Genomic DNA, 20,099 nt, shown 5'->3' with positions numbered 1-20,099 from the left:
ATAGTGTGGTTTACTGCTGATCTTCGACGTAGATCCCGGCCGATATAATGGCGCCGCCGATTGTGCGCTGGCCGTAAAGAAGCGGGACCGGATATCCCTGAGCAGCGGTATTCGTCACGCCGCCAAAGGCATAAGAGGCCTGGTTATCTGCACTCTGCTTGCTGGCAAGGCCGCCCGCCTGCGGGGAAAGCATTTGGACCACCCCGCCGAGCATCATTGATGCACCCATACTGGTGATTGCTGCTCCGACGCCTACGCCCGCAACGGTCCAACTGGTGAAGGTGCTAACCAATACCCCAACTACAACCAACACAGCTCCGAGAATTGTTTGAAGAGCGCCAGCTTTCTTGCTTCCCATCACGACTGGAACTATTCGAATAACCTCATGAGTGACTGGGTATTCTAGGTCATCCTTACTTATATTCTTCTTTCCACGAAAAACAGCATATGTTAACCCACGCTTATTACTTGAAGTTAAATATTTTTCAAAACCTGGAAGTGTGCAACATAACGCTCTAACGGCTTCTGCAGTTGTACAAACCAAGCGTTCATGGGATTTTCCGAATGTTTTACCTAATACACCGCCTAACTCAATGCGCGTTTTTATTTCTTGCATAATTACCTCATAAAAAAAACCAGCGCTCAGGCTGGCTTTTTTGCATGCTTTGATAAAGTTATCTTATTTACTTCAAAGTTGTAGGCCTTATATCCATATCTCCACCAGAGCTTATAAAGACCCTTACATATTTATGTTCTTGAGGGTTAAGCGATATATAACGCTCTTGCCTCTCTCCATTAGCCCCACACAACCCCTTTCCATCAAGAACCGCTCCGACCGCTCGATCCCCACTATTTAAATAAAACGTTGCCTTTTCTGATGTATTCAGTTTAGCAACTAAATCACCGTCAATATAGATTGAAGCAAAGCACCCACCACCAGTAAAACCGCTATCCCTAATAACCGTCAATGAGGTATTCCCTTTCTCTTCCGACTGATATTTATAGATACGTTCGCTGGGAGCCTTTATTGCCTTGCTAGGCGGAACGACTTCTGTGGCACATCCAGACAATCCAATGATAGCCAAAGCAAGAAGTAACTTCTTCATGTCCTTATCCTCGTTATAAAATCTCCAGAAGATTAGCACAGAGATTTATAACGAACGATCTTCATCGTCCGCTCTCGCCAGTAACCGCCGTAAGGCACCCGCTTGCTTAAATGCCCATAGAGGTGATGAAGCAGCATATTGCCCTCCAGCAGGATGCCAGCATGGTTCCACTTATTGGCCTGGACCTGCATGATTATCATATCGCCCGGCTGGGGCGCGCCGTCGACCTCACGAAAACCGCACTCGTACCAGCAATCCTGGTAGTAGTTGTCCGGGAATGAGTCCTCCCACCAGGGATAATCTACGCGGTAGTCCTTCAACTCGATGCCGTGCTGCTGCCGGAAGTAGCTCATCACCAGCCCCCAGCAGTCGAAGTGACCAAGCACAAACGGACGCTCAAGCAGCGGCAGCTCACCCCGCGGCTGTATGGTTCGCAAATCCCCTTCCGGCCAGCTGACGATATGCCAGGGCAGCAGCGTTGCGTCACACTGCGCCTTATCCAGCTCGCTCGGCTGCGTCGTCGCGTCGGGGTGGCTGTGCACGATGGCCGTAACCGTTCCCCAGTCTTCCGCCGCGGCGTAGTCTTCCGGGCTCAGGTGAAAATGCTCTGTCGGTTCGGTCGCAAGATTGCGGCAGGGATAATAGCGCTCTACCCTGCTTTTTTGCGCCACCACGCCGCAGCACTCGAGCGGGTACTCTGCGGAGGCATGCGCCATGATAGCCTCAAGGGTTTTCTTCCGCATGCTTAACTCCTGATAAGGGACGTGCCCGGGAACCCGCCGAACGGCAGCTCTTCGTTTTCACCAAAGCGAAGTTTGCAGCCCCGCAGCGTGCCGCTGCATTTATCCAGCGACGGATCGTCAACGGGATTGTTTTTATCGTCAAAGTAACGGGTCCCGGCATAGTCGCAGCCGTCGCCGGTCCGGAACTTGCCCCTGATGCACCAGGTACACATAGAATGAAGCTGGCGCGTCGGGAGCATCAGCCCCTGCAGGTCCATCGGGCTACTCAGCGTAAACTCAACGACCAGGTTATTTTCCACACTTTTACTGTCGATGTAGTACACCTGCAGCTTTTCCTGCGTCGGGTCTGCGGACGGGTTCCCGTCGGTGAAGTTTCGGGCGTCCAGATACTGCGCCAGCGTGTCATGGATAGTGACCTTCGCCTGCAGCAGGTCATCGTAGTGAAGGCAAAGCGCGGTGATCGAGCTGTCCAGGTTGGCGACGGATAGCTTTGGCTGCGCGCCGCTGCCGCTTGTTGATGCTTCCATTCCCTCTATCTTGCACGGCCACGCTTTGTATTCTTCGCCCTGCCACCAGATCGCTTTAGCCGGCAGCTTCGACTCATCGCCACCGGCCGCCAGGATTTCCTCCTCTGTGTGGGGAATATTGTGAGAGTGAAAGCGAAGAATATCGCTAACCCCGAAGGCGCTGCCGTCTATTTCAAACACCCGGACGGCATTACCCGGTTCAAGCTTCTGATAGTCACTGTTAATCATGGTTTAAATGCCTGCTCAAACGTTGCGGTCAGGGAGAAATTTCCCCCGCCCATCGGGGTCGGTTTATATTCCTCGCAGCGGTAAAGTCCCAGCGGCTCAAGCGGCGGCTTCCACTGGAACGCCCTGATACCGCCCTGCCTGTCCAGAAAGCTCTTTATCGCTGCGATATGATCCTCCATACCGACAAAATTCAGATCCCATTGCTGGCCACGCGGGTTCAGGCCGTCGCCAGAAACCTGCTGATACCCGTCGCCGAACTGTGCTTTACGGGTCCGAAAGCTGACGGTCTGCACCGGGTTAACCCTGGGACTCCAGGTAAAAGTTTCTATCGCCATTAGCGCCCGCCTTTTGTCGCATTCCAGATAGTGCCGCCAGGGCGAACATCCGACTGAATAAGCTGCCGGTAGCGCTGGTCGACAAAGTTTCCTATCTCCTTGCCAAACTGCTCCCAGCCACCGGTAGTCTGTGAAGATGTATCGCCGTTGCTGTCGATACTGATATAAACCTGTGGCGCAGCGTAAGAAGCAGTGCCGCCCTCGTTTACAGACCTGACCCCCAGCGAACCATCCGACGCGCGGGTGAGCGGCATAATTGCCTCCGGCCCGGCCTCACCCATGACACCGGCCCCCTTTGCAAATGCAAAGAACGTCGGGCTGTCGACCACGCCACCGCTGTATGCGCTGAGGTCCGGTGACGAATAAACACCTCCTTTCGCGTTCAGAGTCAGGCCATCGTAAACCGCGCTCCCAAATGTTCCCGCCGTCGAGGCTGCTGCGCCACCGCCCCCGATACTCATCACTGATTTAAGGAAGGTGCTGGTGAGCAATGCCTGTGCGCCGACGTCCACAAGATTCTGAATGAGAGACTGAGCAAGCGTTGCGAAGAGGTTTGTCATTCCCTCTTTAAACGTCTGTGTTCTGGTCAGCAGGCCGGTGAGAATATTCGTTGTGCGCTCTCGCGTTGCTTCAGCCATCCCGATAGCCAGGCTGTTAAAGTCGCTCTGGGATTTATACAGCTCCAGCGCCGTCTGGTACTGGGCGTCGGCAGAATCCCTGCTGCTCTTCTGCATCAGCATTTCGTACTGCTGCTTACCGACAACCCCGCTCTGGTAATACGCCTCGAGTAAGCTCTGCTGCTGAACGAGCTGGTTACGCTGCTGTGCCAGCGGATCAACTTCCCCGGCCATATCCAGACGAGGTGCTGCGGCGGCGTCTGCCTGAGCCTGAAGGATCTGCCGTGAGGTATTTTGCGACAGGGTGACGCGCGCGGCCTGATATTCCAGCTCGGTCAACAGACGCGCATCGAGAAGAGATTTAAGCTCCTGACTGGCTTCCTTCTCTTTGTTGATAGCGGCTCTGGCCGGAGAATACTGCTCGGCAAGCTCAAGCCTCTGCTTCTGGTAGTTCTCAGCGTTCATCAGCAGCGACCGCTGCAAATCCATATCGCTCGCGCCGCTGGCCCGTGCAGCCTCAGTGAGCTTTCGCTGGCTCTCCTGCTCCTGCAGGTTGATCCTGCCCAGACTTGAGGCATGGGCCTCCTCAATTTCCCGGCGAAGCTGTTCGTACTGATTAACCGTTTTTTTAGCAGTCTTTGAAGACAATGCGTCGTCGCCGGTCCACGGTGTGGTTACGCCTTCGCCAGCCTTCGCGGTCTGCTCTGTTATGGTCTTGATATCGTTAGCCAGGGTGTTTGCCTGATCGGCGATGCCCGTCTGCACGAGGAAGCGTGATTTGCTGACGTTTTCAAGATTGGCCTTTGTTGTTTCAAGGCCCTTATTGACGGACTCAAGGTCTGCTTCCGCTCTTTTCTTGCTGTCTTCAACCCCTTTTTTCTGTCCGAACGGGTCGAACCCACCGAGGCTGTCCAGTCTGCTGTTTGAATCCTGAATCTCCTTCACAAGCTGGTTACGCTGGGTAACCTGATTCTGATACTGGTCCTGCAGGTCGATCTGCTTAACGGCCAGCTGCTTGTCAGAAAGCTGCATCAGGGCGGCGGTGGTTTCGATAACCGCATCTTTCAGATTTATGGCGGACTGGCGGGCATCCTTCGCCTGCTGATGGAAGTACAGCAGCGCAGAACCGGCAAGCATAGCCGCGCCGAACGGGCCGCCCACAAGCGCCAGCGCGCCACGGGCCAGACCAACAGCCACGGACGCGGCGCGGGCAGTTACGGAAACCTGACGGTTCGCTGCAGCCAGCTGCATTTTGGCGCGGGTGGCCAGGCTGGTTTGCTCAGTTTCTTCGCGGATCAGCCGGTTGAATTCGCCCTGATAGCTGACGTTAAGGCCATGCTGTTTTGCGGTCTGCTGCATCTGCCGGTAATAGCCAAACTCAGCATCGTTACGCTTCAGCGTGGCCGCTGTTGCTTCAAGCGTTTTTCGGGCGCCATCCGCCTGCGCTGTGGCCGCCGCTTTTACCGCAGCCTGATTCTGCTGCCAGGCGCTCACGTTCTCGCGCAGCCCGGCGGTCAGTTTTGTGGAAAGTACCGGGATCAGCGTATAGAGCGCTACGCTTGCGACGGCGTTGAAATTGTCGGTCAGCAGGTTGATGCCGTCGGTGATGGACTGAATACCCGAGCGCATGGGGCCGGTGCTGCTCTGCCCCACTTTGATAATGAGCCCTTCGAAGGCGCTGGTCAGCCCAAGAACATCACCATTCAGGTTATTAACGCGAATAGCTGCCTGTTCATGTGCAGTCTGGGTACCGGTCAGCGACTGGGTTAACGCATCCAGCTTGTTGCGGTTGTCCACCAGCACGGAGGCCGCATTGATGTTCTCGACGCCAAACATTTTGACGGCCTGCGCCGTAGACAGGTTTTTCTTAGACAGGTTCTCCAGCGCACCGCTCAGGCCAACTACCGACGGCTTGAGGGTTTTATCCGTTCCCTTTTCCAGAGAAAGGATCACGTTGCGCAGCGCGGTCCCGGCTTCACTGCCTTTGATTTCTCGCTCGGCCAGAACCTGAATAGCCGCGTTCAGCGTTTCAAAGCCCACGCCCGCCTGCGCCGCAGCAACTCCGCCATTTTTGATGGCGGCAGCCGTGTCGGCAATTTCAGACGCACCAAATTTGGCACCGGCGGCGAGCACGTTAATGTAACGATCTGCCTCCTGCGCGCCTGCGCCGAACTGGTTCAGGGACAGCGCCAGCGTGCGGGTCGCGTCCGGCAGGGTTGAGCCCGCCGCCTGAGCAAGCGTAAGGGCGCTTTTCGTTGCGGCGGTGAGCCCATCCGCCGTCTGGAGTAATTCGGGTTTGGCCGATGCCATAAGCTTCAGGGCTTCAACGGCCTGCGTGGCGCTGTACTCGGTACTGCGTCCCATCTCCTGCGCGGCTTCATCGAGGGTCTTGAGCTGGGCACCCGTTGCGCCGGTAATGGCCGACAGATCGGATAGCGCCTGCCCGTATTCGCGCGTTGTGGTAATGATGGTGCCCAGCGACAAACCTGCACCGGCGAAGCCCACCAGGCGCCCGGCTACACCCGTAATGGTTTTACCCATCTTCGAGTAGGCTTCGTCGGTCTTTCTGGCATCCTCCTGCGCGCTGCGGTTGAATCGTTTAGACGAATTCTCAGCGTCGCCGTAGGCACCTATCAGCTGAGATTTAAAGTTGGCTGCGTTGAGATGCAGCCCGACGGCAAGGGAAGCAACGTCAGCCATTACATTAAAGCTCTCATTACTGCCGCGCACTGGTCGTTAACACTGCTCACGGCAGCAGGCGGCGGGGTTTCAGGAGGCGGCGCAGTCTCTTCGCCGGGTCGGCTAATAGCGCCAGTGCGCAGGAAATAGGCGCGCCAGTGGTAGAGCGTCTCTACCGGCAGCGCGGCAATCATTGCGGGGTCAGGCTCGCCCCAGCGGTCAGCCAGCCAGAAAATCAGCTCAAGCCAGGGCGAGCTGCTTAGTTTTTTTCCGCATCCTCAAGCATGCCCAGGGCATGCTTTTTCACGGTAGAAATTGCTTCGAGCAGCGCCACGTTGTCATGCACCTGCAGCAGATCGGCTGCCGAGGGTTTATCTTCCGCCGGGATTTCGCTGCCGTCAGGCTGAACCAGGCAATCAACAATCAGCTGCACGCTGATCTCTGAAGCCTTGCGGGCATCCTCGGCGATCTGGCTGTCGCGCAGTGCCTCTTCATGGTCGATGAGCTGACCCGCCGTCATGCGGCGCAGATAGACGGTCGTGCCAAAAATCTCGGCGGTGACAACGGTATTTTTAGGTTTCAGCAGTGCTGATTTCAGAGCGGATATATCGAAGTTGGACATGATTTTTCCTGAGCGTCAGAAAGTAAAAGCCGCCAGGCGGCGGCCAGTAAAACAGGATGCAAAATCAGCTGGTCGCCGCGGTGCCCCATGCGATGTTGTTCTGTTTACCCTGAACGGTAATCTGAATAACTTCGCTGGCTGGCGCGGTAATTTCATTCATCTGCCAGCCGGACAGCGCAAGGATCATGTTTGCCGTGCGCCCGTTCGGCAGCTCAACGTAGAACTGCACGGTTTCACGATTCTCTGCGGCGTTCAGGAAGTCAGCAAAATCTTGGTTGGCGGGATCGTCGATAAAGCCCAGTGATTTTTCCGGGCCCTCCGGCAGGTCAGAAATAAACTGTTTATTTCTGTCAATCAGCGTGGTGCAGTCCACAAAGCTGCCGGTTTGCCCCGTCGCTCCCAGCGCTTTACAGTTGATGAGCGGTTTCATTGTTGCCACGTCGCTGCCCGCAGCACCCCACTTCACGACGGTGCCAGCTGGCAGCATCGCGTACTCTGGCGAAGTCTTATCGACCATAATATTTTCTCTCTTTGAAGATGGCAGCGAGCGCTACCGTTTGTTTTCTATGCGGTCGCGGATTTCCACCGCGAGAATACGAAGCACTTTTGCTTTCTGGTAATCGAGCGCCGGACGGATGAAGGGACTGGCAACCTGTTTAACCGTGCCCATCTCCTGCGCCAGCGCCTTGATGAAGTGTTTTTTGCTCGGGCCAACGCGAAGATAAACGACGGCATTGCCTTTGGCTTTTGAAGAAGATGACCGAATTTTGATGGAATCGCGCATATGCTCGCCCGTCGCTGACTCGTCATAACCGGCGTGCTCCTTCATATCCTCCAGCACGGGCTCGAGCGCAGCACGCCCGGCGTCTCGCAAAACCTGTGTTCCCACCTTTTCGCCCAGCGCCATCAGCTGGCGCTCAAGCTCTTGCAGGCCCTTTACTTCCATCTGGATCATGACGCCCCCTCTGGATAGTAAAAAATGTAGTCGCGCGCCCGCCGGTATTTGCCCCCATCATCAGAATCAAAACTTTCAGAAACGCCAGCGCGCTGCACATACTGCACCGGGTAACCGCCGATGTGCCCATGTACCAGGCTTTCCCACACCTTCCATAGCAATTTGTCCATCTCTTCGGTGCGGCTGTAGAGAGAAGAGATGAAGCTAATCTGCCAGCGCCCTGCCACCAGCTTCGTGCGAATAGTTCCGGACTCAATAAGGGGATCGCTAACCAGCTGCAGCGTGACGAATTCGCTTTCGGTCTGTGGACCAATAAGCGGAAATACCTTCACGTTAAGCAGCGATTCAATTTCAGTTTTCAGATCAAGAAACACGGCTGAAGTCCTCTGTACAAAGCACTTCCATGTTCCGCAGGTCACGCGTGGGTAATGGAGCCGTTACGCTATAAACACGACCGTTTCCTTTTGACGTGACTTCAATAAGCCTCGTTGTCGTCGCCCTCACGTCGTCCCGATAACGCATAAAAATTTTGCTGGTCACAGATGAGCGCTCCGCATTTCCGCTGATGAACTCCTTTCCTGTTACAGACCGGATATCAGCGGCGACAATACCTACGCTCACCCACCCAATAGGCTGCCCGTAGCTGTCCCGCTCATCGGTTTTGACTTCTATCCGCACTCGATGCCGAAGGCGTCCAGGCTCCATCAGGAAGTCTCCTCTTCAGCACTACCCCGCCAGTTACGACAGGAGAACATCAGATTCTCTGCCGCAGTGTTGGTATAAAGCTGCACTTCCGTCTGACTGGTTCGGTGCTCAAACAGATCGCCAAATACCAGCAGCATCGCGGAGACTACCGGGGATGGAATATCCCCGGCCGCCTTCCAGCGCGGTTCATCACACCACCGCAGGCAGTAGTCCAGTGCAGCCTGTGCGTAACGTTTGATAACCGCGTCACGGTCATCACTGTCGAACTCAATATGCTGACGCAGTTCCTCGATAGGCACCACGTCGAGAACGTCTATTGCCATAAGCTTAAGAGCGGGCTTCCCCGCCCTCCCTCATCAGCTGGTTTGTTCAGCGAAGGTGCCTTTGATCAGCGCTTTCGGACGATAGTGCGCCAGCGCCAGGCGCTCTTCGCACAGGATGGTCAGCATGTTTTTCACGAAGTTATCGCGGTCCTCGCGGCTAACTTCGATAGTTGCATCCATACGATCCCAGACCTGCGAGGCCATATCGAAGCCGCCAACGGTGAAGGTGCCCTGAGTCTGTGCGCGGGTTGGTACCACTGGCAGGCCCCACATGATGTTCTGGGTGAATGCCTGCGGGCCGCCGAAGATATAGCGCCCTTCGTTATCTTTCAGCAGAGCAATGGAATGCCAGTCGCGCGGGTTGAGCACGATACCCGAGGCGCTGAACTCAGATTCAGTCACCTGGTAAATCGCATGGGCGATGATATCGGCGCGGGTATCACCGGTAGCGTTAAGCCCGGTATCGTAGGCAGTGGCCACGTGGTTAATACCTTCCAGATCGTCGCCGCTGCCGTCGCCGTTAAGCAGCTGGCGTTCTTCTTCCAGCGCAAGGCCATACATCAGACGATTATTGACGTAGGAATGCAGCATTGGCGCATCGTCCATAACCTGGCGAGAGGCCTGGATCCAGTGGGCCACGGTTTTCACGTTTGCCGTTTGCTTGCTGAAAGTGATTTCAGATTCAGGCTTAAGCGCCTTCTCCTCCACGCTGGCAGCATTATTGGTAAACAGCTCTTCTCGGACATATTCCAGCGAGTTACTGGAGATGCGCCCCTGCGCCAGCAGATCACGAATGGTGAGACGGCGCAGGCCTGGCATAATGATGCCCGGTACCTGCATCGGCTGGATCAGGCTACCGGCTGACGCCATATCGCTGCCAAGCGATTTGTTAAACGTCTGCGCCTCGAAGTGGCCTTTGCTGCCGTTCCAGGATTTAGTCAGCTCTTCAGCGGCGCGCTCTGAGAAGGATTTCTTCTCGCCGGGGTTTTCAGCGCCGGAGGCAAACTTCTGCTCAATGTCGAACAGGCGGGCGCCGGAGGTTTTAAGTTCCTCCTGGACTTTAGCCAGATCGTCCTGCAGCTGCTTTGAGACACGACCGGTGGTTTCAATCTCAGTTTTCTGAGCATCGAAAAGCTGCTCCATGTTCTTCTGGGACTCTTCGATAGCTTTCTGAATTTGTGCTAATTCGGACATGTTATTTTCCTAATGATTGAGGGAATGAACTGATACGCGCGATAAGCGCGGAAATGTCTGCTGATTTGGTTTCATCAGGTTCGGACTCGCTCCGGACCGCTGATTTAAACCGGGCAATAAGCCCCACTGCCTGTGATTTGCTTAAACCCACTGAATCCCTCAGCCAGTTCTCAACATCACGAATGGTTTCTATACCGTCGAGGCTCTTCATCGCTGACACCCCGGCCAGTTCGTTCGCCGGGAAGGTGCAGACGCTGATTTCGCGCAGCATGGAAATGTTTTTGAAGATCCGCCCGCCGCCGTTCGAAATCGAATAATCGTCTTTAGTGACGGAAAACCCGACAGACATCCCCTCGACGGTACCGTGCTGCATGGCGGCTTTCAGGTCGCTGGCCCCGCTGTGGCCTGGCGTAAGCTGCCCACGCACAAACAGTCCTTTGGTATCTTCAGCCAGGGCATCCCATTTGCCCACCGGCAGCTCCCAGGCGCGGTGATTGAAGAACATCGCCACCTTACGGCCTGGCTGCTGAAGCGCGCTTTTAAAGGCGCCGGGAAGGATGATGTCGCCATCTGAATCGACGTTGCCGAATACCGAGGCATAACCTTCGAAAATGCCCTGGGTACCGTCGCCGGTGAATTTGATTTCGGTCTCTTCGAAAGAGAGCGTTTTCTTGATTTCTGGCATGCTGCCCCCTTAAAAAAACTAAACCCCGCCGGAGCGAGGTTTGTTATCAATTCCCAGAGCGGTAATGGGCACATATTGTTTTTGCCGCATGGCGACATCTCCCCCGTCAATCCGGGGCATGTTGTCCAGGCGGCGCATTTCATTGATTGTGCGTAACCCCGCGTCCCCCATCGCTTTCATGAATGCGGCCCGGGAAGCGGAATCACCGCGCAGCAGCCCGTCAAGGTTATGCTCGGCATGATATTTACCCACCTCGGCCGGTTTCAACAGCCAGCGCTGTATGCAGTTTTCCCAGCGGGAAATGTATGGCTGTAGGGTGTACTGCAGGAATCCCAGATTCTGCTGCTCAATGCCCGTTCCCCAGCTCGTCGATTTTTCGACATCTCCCACCAGGTGCGGAGGCACACCGAAGAAGCGCGCGAGTTCGCTGACCTGAAACTTACGGGCGGACATCGTTTCGGCGTCCTGCGGGCTGACCCCAATATCGTGGGCAGCAAAGTTGGCTTCGAGGATCCAGAGGCGTTTTTTCACCGGCCCACCGGCGATTTCTTTAAAGTTCTCTTCCACCTGGTCGCGCTGTTCTTTTGTCATCACGCGATCGCCAACGGAAAGAATTTTCGGTGACTTTGCCCCATTGGCGTAAAAGTCGCGCTGCTGGTCTTCCATCGCCACCGCCACACCGGCGGATTTACACGCATGAGCAATAGGCGATAGCCCGACCAGGCCATTAAAACCGAAGCCTTTAAGATGGAATATTTCGCGCTGGCTGAAGTTGGCGTATTCACTATCGCGCTTGTAGCGGTATACGATTTTCTTACCTTCCAGCCGGACGTCCATGTTCGCGGACATCAAGGGCAGAAGGTTGATTACATCGCCCATTGAGTTACGCTCAATCAGCGCGTAAGCGTTGCCATAGAAGCAAAGCTGCATCGTCATTGATTCGCGGAATTCCTGGGCGGTCATGTACTGGTTAGGGGAGTAACGCAGCAGACGCGCCAGCGGGTTATCCATCCCCACCTTTACCCTGTTGTCCCGACTGTCCGTCTCGAAAACATCAAGCGGAAGCGTGGCGGTTAGCGTGGAGATCAAAGAAACGCAGCGCCACACGGTCGAAATCTGAAGGATACGCTCATCGGTTACCAGCGAATCACCCAGCGCGCCGTGGGCCGAAACGGGCCCGGTCTGTGAGCCCTGATCCGGCGTCACCAGCCGACCACCAACAAACCACGACTGCAGGCGCGCCCACATGCCGTTGTTCGTGCGTAAATCTATGCTGTATTTAGGTTCATCCATCACATGCTCAGCGGTTTAAATAAGAAATCTTCGAAGTCGCCACCAGCGATAACGACCTCCCCATTTGCTGCTCCGGCCGCCATTGTCATGGCAACCATTCCATCAATACGTCCTGTGGCTTTCGATTTATCCAGCTTGCGGTTGCCAGCGGCATCCTTCACCACCACGGCGTTCTGCGCGCACATTGTCAAAACAGGATGCATACCGTGCCGTATCCTGCCGTTCAGCAGCAGGGATTCAATCGTGTCCACCGCTGGCCCCATGTCTTTAAAGCCCTGCCCGAACTCCACCAGCGGGAGAGTCAGGCCGATGTTCTCCAGCTCCTTACGGAAGAGATCGATCCGCCAGCGGTCAAAGGCCATCGATGCCAGCAAATCGAAGTCGCTGAGAATTTCAGCAATGTCTTTAACCACAAACTCATAATCTACGGACGAGCCCGGGGTTGTTCGGAGGAAGCCCTGCTTAACCCAAACGTCATACGGTACGCGGTCGGTTTTGGCCCGGTCCGCCAGCGTTTTTTCTGGCGTCCAGAAGTACGGAAATACATCCCACACCCCCTTGCTGTCTTCCCCGGCAATAACCAGCGCCGTAAGGTCGTTCCGGGCCGAAAGGTCAAGGCCAGCAAACCATTTACGCGGCGTGTTAATCGCCGGAGCCTTCCCGGTCTCCCACACGTTTTTCGAAATAAACGGGGAGACGGTAGAAACGCGCTGGTTCAGACACAGGTTGCGGAAGGTGTTTTCAAAACTCGGCATACGCCCGGCCATTTCGGCCTGGCGCTCTAAATCTTTCAGTGAGCGGAAGCTACCCAGCGCCGGGTTCGCGGCTGCCCAGCCTTCCCGGTCGCTCACGTCTGCCTCTTTGGGCGCCTGATAAACATGGGAGACGATATGCGGATCGCCTGAGCGCTCGGCATCATCAAGCCAGATACTCAGCAAATCATTGTCGTTTGCCGCCTGGGTGCTGATGGCAATGAGCAGCGGCGATTCATGCGCGCCCTGCGCGGTGATAATGGCGTCGATAAAATCACTCTGCGGCCCGACGACCTGCCCTACCTCGTCGAGGATGGCCAGCACCGGCGAAAGGCCGTGCGTCGTTTTCCCCTCGGCGGCCAGCGCGCGAAACTCCACGTTCATCGGCAGGCCAATCAGCTTTTTACCGCTCGGGATAATGTGAACGATGACCTGCAGGTCGGGATTCAGGTTAATCATCTTAACCGCCAGGCTGAACACAATCCCCGCCTGCTCACGGCTCATCGCGCCGCTGACGATCTGGGTGTTCTGCTTTGCCTCCGGCCCCACCAGGTGAGCAAGAAGTATTCCGGCGATCAGGCCCGTTTTGCCGTTCTTGCGGGCAATGCTCAGATAGGCCTTATCCGTGCCAACCGGGTTGTCATACATCGCAAGGAGAAACAGTTTCTGAAATTCATCAAGCCGCATCGGCTGCCCGATAAGCTTGCCTTCCGGCACAATGCAGTAGCGCTCTATGAACGCGATAACCTTTTCACCACGCGTCATTGACCTATCCGTGTTTAGGGAAGGCGATCAGATTGTCATCCTCTCCCGAATTCTGGTTAACCGTCCCGCGGGCGTGCCGGTCGTTTTCGTTGCGCTTTTTCTGGTCGCGGCTTTCGCCGTTGGTGGCATGCGAGTGGATCTGCAGATCGCGGCGCTGGGCCAGAATGGTTCGCTGCAATTCCACAATCTGCTTACGCAAATCTTTAATAAGCTGTTCGTTGCGCGCTTCACCGCGGGCGCGCTCTTCTTTGCGCAAATCCTTGCGTAAAACGGTGATGTAGAGCTGATTATTTGCCAGTTCTGCGGCGGCAAGCAGGTCGGCTGGCGTCCAGCTGTCCAGCGCTTTCGATCTGATATTGTCATGCCAGAAAGGTTCGGCTTTTTTCTCCAGACCCGCATGCGCCGGAGGTTGAATCGTATCCTCTGTTGCATTTTTCATGGCCTGAAGCGCCGCCGCCGAACTGTCGGAGCGGGTTCGTTTGTCTGCCATTTTTAGCACCTGATAAATCGGAAAAAATCGGGTTAGCGTTAAATTGAAACTTCAGCGGCGGTCATTTAGGGCGAAAGGGGTGGAGTTTTACCCTCCCCCCTACCCCTGCCGGAGCGCTATTAATGAGAGTTGTTCTCGTTTACTTCCAGTGAGAATTTGGATCGAGCGGGTAGCCGTTGACGTCGCAGCCGATGACCGTGCCGCTCTTCTCTATCCTCTGCTTTGTTGAATCGTGGTGCTGCTTGCACAGTGGCTGCCAGTTCTTTTTGTCCCAGAACAAGACCTGCGCTTTCGCTATCGCGGCCTGATTGCCAGACCTGATTGCGTCTTTCAGCTTATGCGGTTCGATGTGGTCAACAACCGTCGCGGCTATTGTCCTTCCCTGCTCTTCACACATCCGGCACAGCGGGTGGCTGCGCAGGAATGACAGCCTGGCCTTGTCCCACCGACTGCCATAGATACGAGGCTCTTTGCTCATCGTGCCAGCCTCCACGCCTTGCGGCGCTCGGTGCGCGGCATGCCATCGTGCGGTATCTCCACCGGTTCACCATCAGCATGATCCACCAGCGAGTAACACGGATATACCACCGGGCCGCCGTGCGCGTCTCCAACCGCATAGTCAGCCGCCTTGCTGCTGTCCCATCGCTCAAGCACACGGGTAAGATGCTGCGGCGGTACGCTGTAGCACACGCCGTGAATTAGCCGCGGCAATGTGATGTGGTCGGAACGCTTCTTGTCGGCCAGTATCAGCCGCTCAGCTATCTGCATCTGGTACTGCGGCGGGCGGCCGGTGCCGAGATACAACGAACAAAGGCTATCGGGGAAGCGAGCCAGCCATTCCGCCGCCTGCTCGGTAAAGCCAGCGACAGGCTGAGCATCATCTTCAAGCACCACCACGCGACAATCCTGCTCGGCAGCCCATTCAAGCGCTTGGCGGTGATTCCAATTGGCGCCGTGGTCGCCATCATCGATGAGCAGTTGAGCGCCCAGAGAGTCAGCAAGTCGGACAGCCATAGCGCGCCGTAAGTGATGGCCGACCACCACAAACTTAACCGGGTATTCCATGTGGTAGCTCCAATAAAAAAGCCGCACGATGGCGGCTACTGATCATTTATCAGGATGTTTGTCGTAATCAGTTCAGGTTAGGCTTCATATATTATCAATGGAGCTAGAGAAATGGATAAAACAAGAAAGTACGACAGAAGTTTACAGCTTGAAATTCTCAACGCACTGATCGACTGCGCACCTAATACGCTCAATAAAGCTCAGGAAAGAGAGCTTATTGAGAAGTTTGATAGCTATGATCACTTTGTTGCATGCATGCTTTATCTCGAAATGCACGGCCTTGTTACTACCCCATTCGTTCGCAGTGATACCATGGCTGGAGTTGATTTTATCTTTAACGCTCCTTTCTGTAGCATCACTGAGAAGGGCATCGATTTTCTTCTTGATGATGGCGGGCTGAGTGCCATTCTTAAAGTACAAACAGTTCGGCTGCACAACGACACTATTGTGGCCCTTGAGGACATAATCCGCCTTGCAAATATGCCTGAAGATCAGAAGAAGGGACTGATTTCAAAACTTCGAGAGCTTCCGGCAGACGCCATAAAACATTTGACCCTACAGCTACTGACTCAGGGGGTTCTGAATCTGCCAAACGCACTTCGACTAATTCAAACAACCCTCCAGCATCACTAAATTCATCAGAGGGGCGAATTAATTCAAATTTGCCCCAACCTAACCTCATGCTTAGCCTGATCCAGAAGCACTGGCGAGTATCGGCGTGAATGTAGAAGCTATTCTTGTGCATTACAGCAGTGAAAATTTTCATATCAACACTTCACTCCTATTTGTGTTTCCACCAGGCGTGTTCTTTGCCGATGCCGTCAGTTTTAAAAATCGTATGCACCTTTGGCCCGGTCACTACACGGTCACCAAAGGACTTAGCCGCAATTCCGAACGCACCCATATCAACCAGCGTGGTTGGTGCCGCCTCCATCTTCCAGAAGCGCTGGCTCTCGATGCGGTAGTGCAAGCGGATTATCCGGTGCGCGAACTCCATCACGTCGGCGCGGCTGCCACCCAGCAGGCCAGCATTAAGTAGCGGCTCATCGCGATGTTGCTCGAAAAACTCACTGTATGCTTTGCCGTGGTGATTAGCGTGCATCCACTGGTCGGCATAGGTCTTGTGTTCTGACCCAACGTAGATTTTGCCGGGCTCCATTTCTTCCCATGGCTCTCGCAGCATCTCAACGTCGGTGCCGTCGGTACACCAGACAAACCGGTATTCCGGGTGATCGCGTAGGTACTGGTAGATGTGCAGCCAGCGCGCAAAGTAAGGGCTCATATCTAACTGTGGGACCTCACCCAGCCCAGCACCGGTGGGAGATTCTTTCAGCTCGTCCGCTAGCACGATAGGCAGCGCGCCAGATATAGAATCAGCCCACGCCTGTAGCAGCTCGGGGTCGGCTTTCATTTTAACGCCACGCTGGGGATCGGGCTGGCTGGTCAACAATGTGGTAAACACGACATTCGGATTTCTACCGTATGACGCAAACCCTGTGTAGCCGCTATCCCGCCGCTCGTTGAAGATTCCTACATTACGATTCACCAGCGCTTCCCGGTCCGGGCGCGGCACCGAACGAGCGACCTGCTCATGCTCATCGAGCGAGTGAATCAACTTTTCAGAACCGACCACGTCAGCAAACGCCCACGTCGTTAGCCCTGCATTGTGAATTCGTAACGCTAAGTCCGGGTGTTCATACATCCCGCGACCGTATACCGGATCAAATCCACCGACCTTTTCGATGGCACTGCGATGGTAATAGAGCATCACGCCACGCTGGCCGGTATAAGCCACGTGTTTATCGTCCCGGTAAAGAACGGCCATGTCGTTCAGCTTCTTTGGGCCTGCCAGATCGAGGAACTGGTAAGCCAGGTGCGGCTCAGGGGATTGAATGTAAGGAAGATGCCAGTCGGGCGCCGTTGGCCATGCATCATCGTCCCAGAGGAATATGTGCTCGCAACCGGCATCCACCAGCGCTTCAAGGCTCCGGTTTTTCGATGCCACAATACCCAGTGATTTATCGTGCCGGATCAGCTGAACGCCATCAGGGACGGAAGCGGAAGGTGATGAACCGTCATCAATAACGACCACCAGCGCGCCGGGTGGTAAAAACTGCTTATGCTGAGCAATGGCGCGGCTTAGTACGTCAGCGCGATTGTGCGTTGTGATCGCTATTCCGATGCGGGCCACTGAATTGCAGACAGGCGCATACGGGACACCGTCGATAGTGACCTGCATAGAAGCTCCAATAAAAAAGCCACCAGCGGGTGCCAGTGGCCTAATGATGATACTGCTATAAATTGAATATTAATCTTTTAACATATTAAAAAAGCAATCACGCCTTTTTATAATATTCAGAAAATTTAGCCTTAAGCTCCTTCTCGGGGGAGAAATAGAAAAGACCACCAGAAGCAGTTGAAATTGAAACTTTCAGTTTGCTTATATTAGCCTTTTTATCTTTCATTTGCTTCGCTATCCCCTGGAACCATGATTCTTCTTTTCCTTCTAGACTTACCCAGAAAAAACCTTGGTCACCATATTCTATTTTTTTAGGAAGCACGTCAGAATCCTTATCTCCAAGGATCTGGTGCCAGTAATGCCCTTTACCGCATGACCAGCCTATTCCTGTAATTTTAACAGGTAATGAAGTTAAATTCGTTACCACTATAGCTATGCCACTTTGCTTACTACTATCACCAAACGAACCCTTGGAAATAATGAGGCGCTCTCCTACATCACATTTAATCTGAACCTTGGTCTTTCGGTTTGCCAAATATAATGAAACTATAACGGCTAATAGCGCACCTAATCCTGATACCCATCCACCTACAGCTGAGAACAATGCAATCTTATCGGCAGTAGTCATACGCTCTCCTTATAAAAAAGAAAGCTTATCATTACTTAGGTTACTCAGTGAATGTCTTTTTTAATTCCTACCCCTTCAAGAAGCTTTGAATAAATTCAGGCCGAGGGTGTCGGTAGTTCAAGATTTCCCCTGGCATCTTCATGAAGCGGTTATCGCCATCCTTTACCGTTACAAAGCAACTATGAATGCCGTAAATCGAAGTATCGATCCGTTCGTCATACTCAAACAGAAGCACCGCCATTTTTTTCTGCCACTCCTTCGGCATTGCCTCCATGAACACTCGAGGTATAACTGCAAAACTCGAGTGGGATAATCCGAACCATAATTGGAGGTCTTTACGATAATCATCATCCATCGTCTTTACCTTTCTTTGGGTATAGAAAACCCACTATTGTGAGGCCATTGGAATCTGGCAGTTCTTCTGCCACGTCTGGTTATGCGTCAGCACGGCGCGCTTCGTCTGCATGTCCATTGCGTCAATATCATGGCCACTCAGGTAAATAGGCCGTACCCAGTCGCAGGCGGTATCAATTACCGCTGGTGGGCTTACGCCACGATTCACGCAGCTCGCGAGAAACATCATCGTCAGGAAGATCATTAACGGTTTGCTGGACATCGGCGGCTCCCTTCGTTGCTTCAACCCGGCGTTCTGCGGAGGCAGTTGCCGCGGCGGCATTTTCTTCTGTGCGCTGCTTATCAGCTGCTGCTTCAGCTTTGTGCGTGCCTTTTGACTGCCCAAGGCCAAAAGCACCGGCAATGGCGGCAATTACAAGCGCGATAGCTCCCAGAACTATTTCGAAACTCATAAGCCCACCCTTTCTTTCATCCAGCCGTAAATAAAAGACTCGTTAGCCGGGCGCTGCTCTGCCAGCTCGAGATAACGCTGCCCCTGGCTGCAATTGAGCGATTTCAGCATTACCTGCTCACCCTCTTTGCCACGTGCAGCCAGAAACGCCTTCAACGCGCTGATCGTACGCGGGCCAATCTGACCATCGGAGATAAGGTCCGGGTAAAGCTTTCCCTGTTGGTTGAATACGTTAAGCCAGCGCTGAAACCATTTGGTCTGAACCGTAGGTCCCATGTTTACGCCGGTGTCGCACAACTCCGCAGCAATGGATGAAGATAACTCAGACACCTGATCGAAGCGCGGGCCAGTCCAGTAATCGGCTGTCAGGATTGCCAGGGCCGTTTCTCGCGGTAACTCTTTCATACTGCCTGCGTAACCATGTGCGCGGGCTACTGCCTGCGTTATACCCCAGCGGGTCGGTCCACCTTTATCGTCAGGGTGATCGACATAGCCGCCCTCTTTACCGAGGATGGATTCAAAGATTTGGTCTTTTGTCATTGTGGTGTGCTCACTGCGATTTTTGCCACGTTCCCGCGTGCGCGCCAGACGATAACGCAGACGAACACATTCATTATCAGCTCGCCGTAATCCACCTGTACGTAATCACCGTGCCAGATGCGAAAGGCTACCCATGCCGAGCCGAGAATTAACCCGTAAGCCAGCCAGGCCATGCCCGGCCTATGGCGTCCGCCGTGCTTGCGGAAGAACAGCAGACGAACGCTAATCAGGATGCATGCAATGGCGTTAACGTTGATGAGGAGTGTCTGCCATGTCATTTTTCCTCCTTCAGTCCCGGTAGACTGCCGCTGCGCGAACGAGAGAGAACGCGTAACAGGATAGTGACGGAAATAGTGGAAGCCGCCAGGGCTCCAATCGCCGGAGTGACTTTAATCTGTACCGGCGGGCTTAAGTGGCTCAGCCCGGCGTTTATGACGGCAGCAATTATCTCTGATGCCATGCCTGAGCAGTACACGCCGCCGACGAACGAAATCAGCGCAAAAACGACCTGCTTCCATAATTTGTGGTCTTCGGCGTTAAGCACATAAAGCGCGGCGCCAGCCAGCGCGCAAATCATCACCGCTGGAGTAGCTTCAGGAAATAGCGAAGCGAAGGTGACTCCTGCGGATCCTGCAGCTACTCCACCAGCGACGGCCGTGGATAATGGTTCGGACATTTAGCCCCCTCTTTGCTGTGCATCCTCTCAAAAGAGGGGAATAAAAAAGGCCGCCGATTGGCAGCCATAGAAATGAAAAAACCCGCCGTAGCGGGTTCTTTTTCAAATGTGTGTTTGCTTATCGTCG

Annotated in this window: 27 protein-coding genes; 1 reads left to right on the top strand and 26 read right to left on the bottom strand. The window is 54.3% G+C overall.

All coding sequences use genetic code 11. The features are described 5' to 3' along the window. Positions 1–10: 10 nt before the first annotated feature. From AAE045_RS09655 to AAE045_RS09565, 19 genes are all read right to left on the bottom strand, one after another. On the bottom strand, positions 11–616 hold the full coding sequence (locus tag AAE045_RS09655) for a tail assembly protein (RefSeq protein WP_455547527.1): 606 nt from the start codon (positions 614–616) through the stop codon (positions 11–13). A 67-nt stretch (positions 617–683) separates the two neighbouring features. Continuing rightward, positions 684–1,106 (bottom strand): hypothetical protein, encoded by a 423-nt coding sequence (locus tag AAE045_RS09650; protein ID WP_455547526.1) that lies wholly within the window; start codon positions 1,104–1,106, stop codon positions 684–686. A 32-nt stretch (positions 1,107–1,138) separates the two neighbouring features. Beyond that, the gene (locus tag AAE045_RS09645; RefSeq protein ID WP_455547525.1) at positions 1,139–1,849 is read right to left on the bottom strand and encodes a C40 family peptidase; all 711 of its coding nucleotides are present in this window, start codon (positions 1,847–1,849) and stop codon (positions 1,139–1,141) included. 2 nt (positions 1,850–1,851) lie between these two features. Continuing rightward, positions 1,852–2,604: a phage minor tail protein L gene (locus AAE045_RS09640; protein WP_455547524.1), complete on the bottom strand. Its 753-nt coding sequence runs from the start codon at positions 2,602–2,604 to the stop codon at positions 1,852–1,854. Next, the gene (locus AAE045_RS09635; protein WP_455547523.1) at positions 2,601–2,939 is read right to left on the bottom strand and encodes a phage tail protein; all 339 of its coding nucleotides are present in this window, start codon (positions 2,937–2,939) and stop codon (positions 2,601–2,603) included. The genes AAE045_RS09640 and AAE045_RS09635 overlap by 4 nt, the downstream gene beginning before the upstream one ends. Continuing rightward, the gene (locus AAE045_RS09630; protein WP_455547522.1) at positions 2,939–6,256 is read right to left on the bottom strand and encodes a phage tail tape measure protein; all 3,318 of its coding nucleotides are present in this window, start codon (positions 6,254–6,256) and stop codon (positions 2,939–2,941) included. The genes AAE045_RS09635 and AAE045_RS09630 overlap by 1 nt, the downstream gene beginning before the upstream one ends. A 238-nt stretch (positions 6,257–6,494) precedes the next feature. Next, the gene (locus AAE045_RS09625) at positions 6,495–6,857 is read right to left on the bottom strand and encodes a phage tail protein (protein ID WP_455547521.1); all 363 of its coding nucleotides are present in this window, start codon (positions 6,855–6,857) and stop codon (positions 6,495–6,497) included. 64 nt (positions 6,858–6,921) lie between these two features. Then, positions 6,922–7,374 carry a phage tail protein gene (locus tag AAE045_RS09620; RefSeq protein ID WP_455547520.1) on the bottom strand — a complete coding sequence of 151 codons (453 nt, stop codon included), beginning with the start codon at positions 7,372–7,374 and terminating at the stop codon, positions 6,922–6,924. Between the two features lie 33 nt (positions 7,375–7,407). After that, positions 7,408–7,812, bottom strand: coding sequence for an HK97-gp10 family putative phage morphogenesis protein (locus AAE045_RS09615; RefSeq protein ID WP_455547519.1), 405 nt, complete (start codon positions 7,810–7,812; stop codon positions 7,408–7,410). Further along, on the bottom strand, positions 7,809–8,186 hold the full coding sequence (locus tag AAE045_RS09610) for a hypothetical protein (RefSeq protein ID WP_455547518.1): 378 nt from the start codon (positions 8,184–8,186) through the stop codon (positions 7,809–7,811). The genes AAE045_RS09615 and AAE045_RS09610 overlap by 4 nt, the downstream gene beginning before the upstream one ends. Next, positions 8,176–8,517 (bottom strand): phage head closure protein, encoded by a 342-nt coding sequence (locus tag AAE045_RS09605; protein WP_455547517.1) that lies wholly within the window; start codon positions 8,515–8,517, stop codon positions 8,176–8,178. The genes AAE045_RS09610 and AAE045_RS09605 overlap by 11 nt, the downstream gene beginning before the upstream one ends. Beyond that, positions 8,517–8,840: a head-tail connector protein gene (locus tag AAE045_RS09600; protein ID WP_455547516.1), complete on the bottom strand. Its 324-nt coding sequence runs from the start codon at positions 8,838–8,840 to the stop codon at positions 8,517–8,519. The genes AAE045_RS09605 and AAE045_RS09600 overlap by 1 nt, the downstream gene beginning before the upstream one ends. Positions 8,841–8,873: 33 nt before the next feature. Next, on the bottom strand, positions 8,874–10,034 hold the full coding sequence (locus AAE045_RS09595) for a phage major capsid protein (protein ID WP_455547515.1): 1,161 nt from the start codon (positions 10,032–10,034) through the stop codon (positions 8,874–8,876). Between the two features lies 1 nt (position 10,035). Further along, entirely contained in the window at positions 10,036–10,719 is a 684-nt protein-coding gene (locus AAE045_RS09590) for an HK97 family phage prohead protease (protein ID WP_455547514.1), read from the bottom strand. Between the two features lie 18 nt (positions 10,720–10,737). Beyond that, the gene (locus AAE045_RS09585) at positions 10,738–12,012 is read right to left on the bottom strand and encodes a phage portal protein (protein WP_455547513.1); all 1,275 of its coding nucleotides are present in this window, start codon (positions 12,010–12,012) and stop codon (positions 10,738–10,740) included. Continuing rightward, a complete protein-coding gene (locus AAE045_RS09580; RefSeq protein WP_455547512.1) occupies positions 12,012–13,529 on the bottom strand; it encodes a terminase large subunit in 1,518 nt (505 codons plus the stop codon). Before AAE045_RS09580 ends, AAE045_RS09585 begins: the two co-directional genes overlap by 1 nt. Positions 13,530–13,533: 4 nt before the next feature. After that, entirely contained in the window at positions 13,534–14,019 is a 486-nt protein-coding gene (locus AAE045_RS09575; protein ID WP_455547511.1) for a terminase, read from the bottom strand. A gap of 139 nt (positions 14,020–14,158) precedes the next feature. Beyond that, positions 14,159–14,497, bottom strand: coding sequence for an HNH endonuclease signature motif containing protein (locus tag AAE045_RS09570; protein WP_455547510.1), 339 nt, complete (start codon positions 14,495–14,497; stop codon positions 14,159–14,161). Further along, entirely contained in the window at positions 14,494–15,084 is a 591-nt protein-coding gene (locus AAE045_RS09565) for a hypothetical protein (protein ID WP_455547509.1), read from the bottom strand. The genes AAE045_RS09570 and AAE045_RS09565 overlap by 4 nt, the downstream gene beginning before the upstream one ends. Positions 15,085–15,195: 111 nt before the next feature. Between AAE045_RS09565 and AAE045_RS09560 the strand changes: the two genes are divergently transcribed. Continuing rightward, on the top strand, positions 15,196–15,717 hold the full coding sequence (locus AAE045_RS09560) for a hypothetical protein (protein WP_455547508.1): 522 nt from the start codon (positions 15,196–15,198) through the stop codon (positions 15,715–15,717). A gap of 148 nt (positions 15,718–15,865) precedes the next feature. Here AAE045_RS09560 and AAE045_RS09555 read toward each other — a convergent pair whose 3' ends face one another. The 7 genes from AAE045_RS09555 to AAE045_RS09525 form a co-directional block, all read right to left on the bottom strand. Continuing rightward, entirely contained in the window at positions 15,866–17,323 is a 1,458-nt protein-coding gene (locus tag AAE045_RS09555; RefSeq protein ID WP_455547507.1) for a glycosyltransferase family 2 protein, read from the bottom strand. A 97-nt stretch (positions 17,324–17,420) separates the two neighbouring features. Then, entirely contained in the window at positions 17,421–17,951 is a 531-nt protein-coding gene (locus AAE045_RS09550) for a hypothetical protein (RefSeq protein ID WP_455547506.1), read from the bottom strand. Positions 17,952–18,018: 67 nt separating this feature from the next. Beyond that, positions 18,019–18,306 carry a hypothetical protein gene (locus AAE045_RS09545; RefSeq protein ID WP_455547505.1) on the bottom strand — a complete coding sequence of 96 codons (288 nt, stop codon included), beginning with the start codon at positions 18,304–18,306 and terminating at the stop codon, positions 18,019–18,021. Positions 18,307–18,478: 172 nt separating this feature from the next. Further along, entirely contained in the window at positions 18,479–18,757 is a 279-nt protein-coding gene (locus AAE045_RS09540; RefSeq protein WP_455547504.1) for a hypothetical protein, read from the bottom strand. Then, complete coding sequence (locus AAE045_RS09535; RefSeq protein ID WP_455547503.1) at positions 18,754–19,296, bottom strand: glycoside hydrolase family 108 protein; 543 nt, start codon at positions 19,294–19,296, stop codon at positions 18,754–18,756. Before AAE045_RS09535 ends, AAE045_RS09540 begins: the two co-directional genes overlap by 4 nt. Then, entirely contained in the window at positions 19,293–19,574 is a 282-nt protein-coding gene (locus AAE045_RS09530; protein ID WP_455547502.1) for a phage holin family protein, read from the bottom strand. Before AAE045_RS09530 ends, AAE045_RS09535 begins: the two co-directional genes overlap by 4 nt. Continuing rightward, positions 19,571–19,972: a putative holin gene (locus AAE045_RS09525; protein WP_455547501.1), complete on the bottom strand. Its 402-nt coding sequence runs from the start codon at positions 19,970–19,972 to the stop codon at positions 19,571–19,573. Before AAE045_RS09525 ends, AAE045_RS09530 begins: the two co-directional genes overlap by 4 nt. Positions 19,973–20,099 lie beyond the last annotated feature (127 nt).

This window comes from Dryocola clanedunensis (assembly GCF_038405435.1).
Taxonomy (GTDB): domain Bacteria; phylum Pseudomonadota; class Gammaproteobacteria; order Enterobacterales; family Enterobacteriaceae; genus Dryocola; species Dryocola clanedunensis_A.
This window is presented reverse-complemented; position numbering and strand designations above follow the sequence as displayed.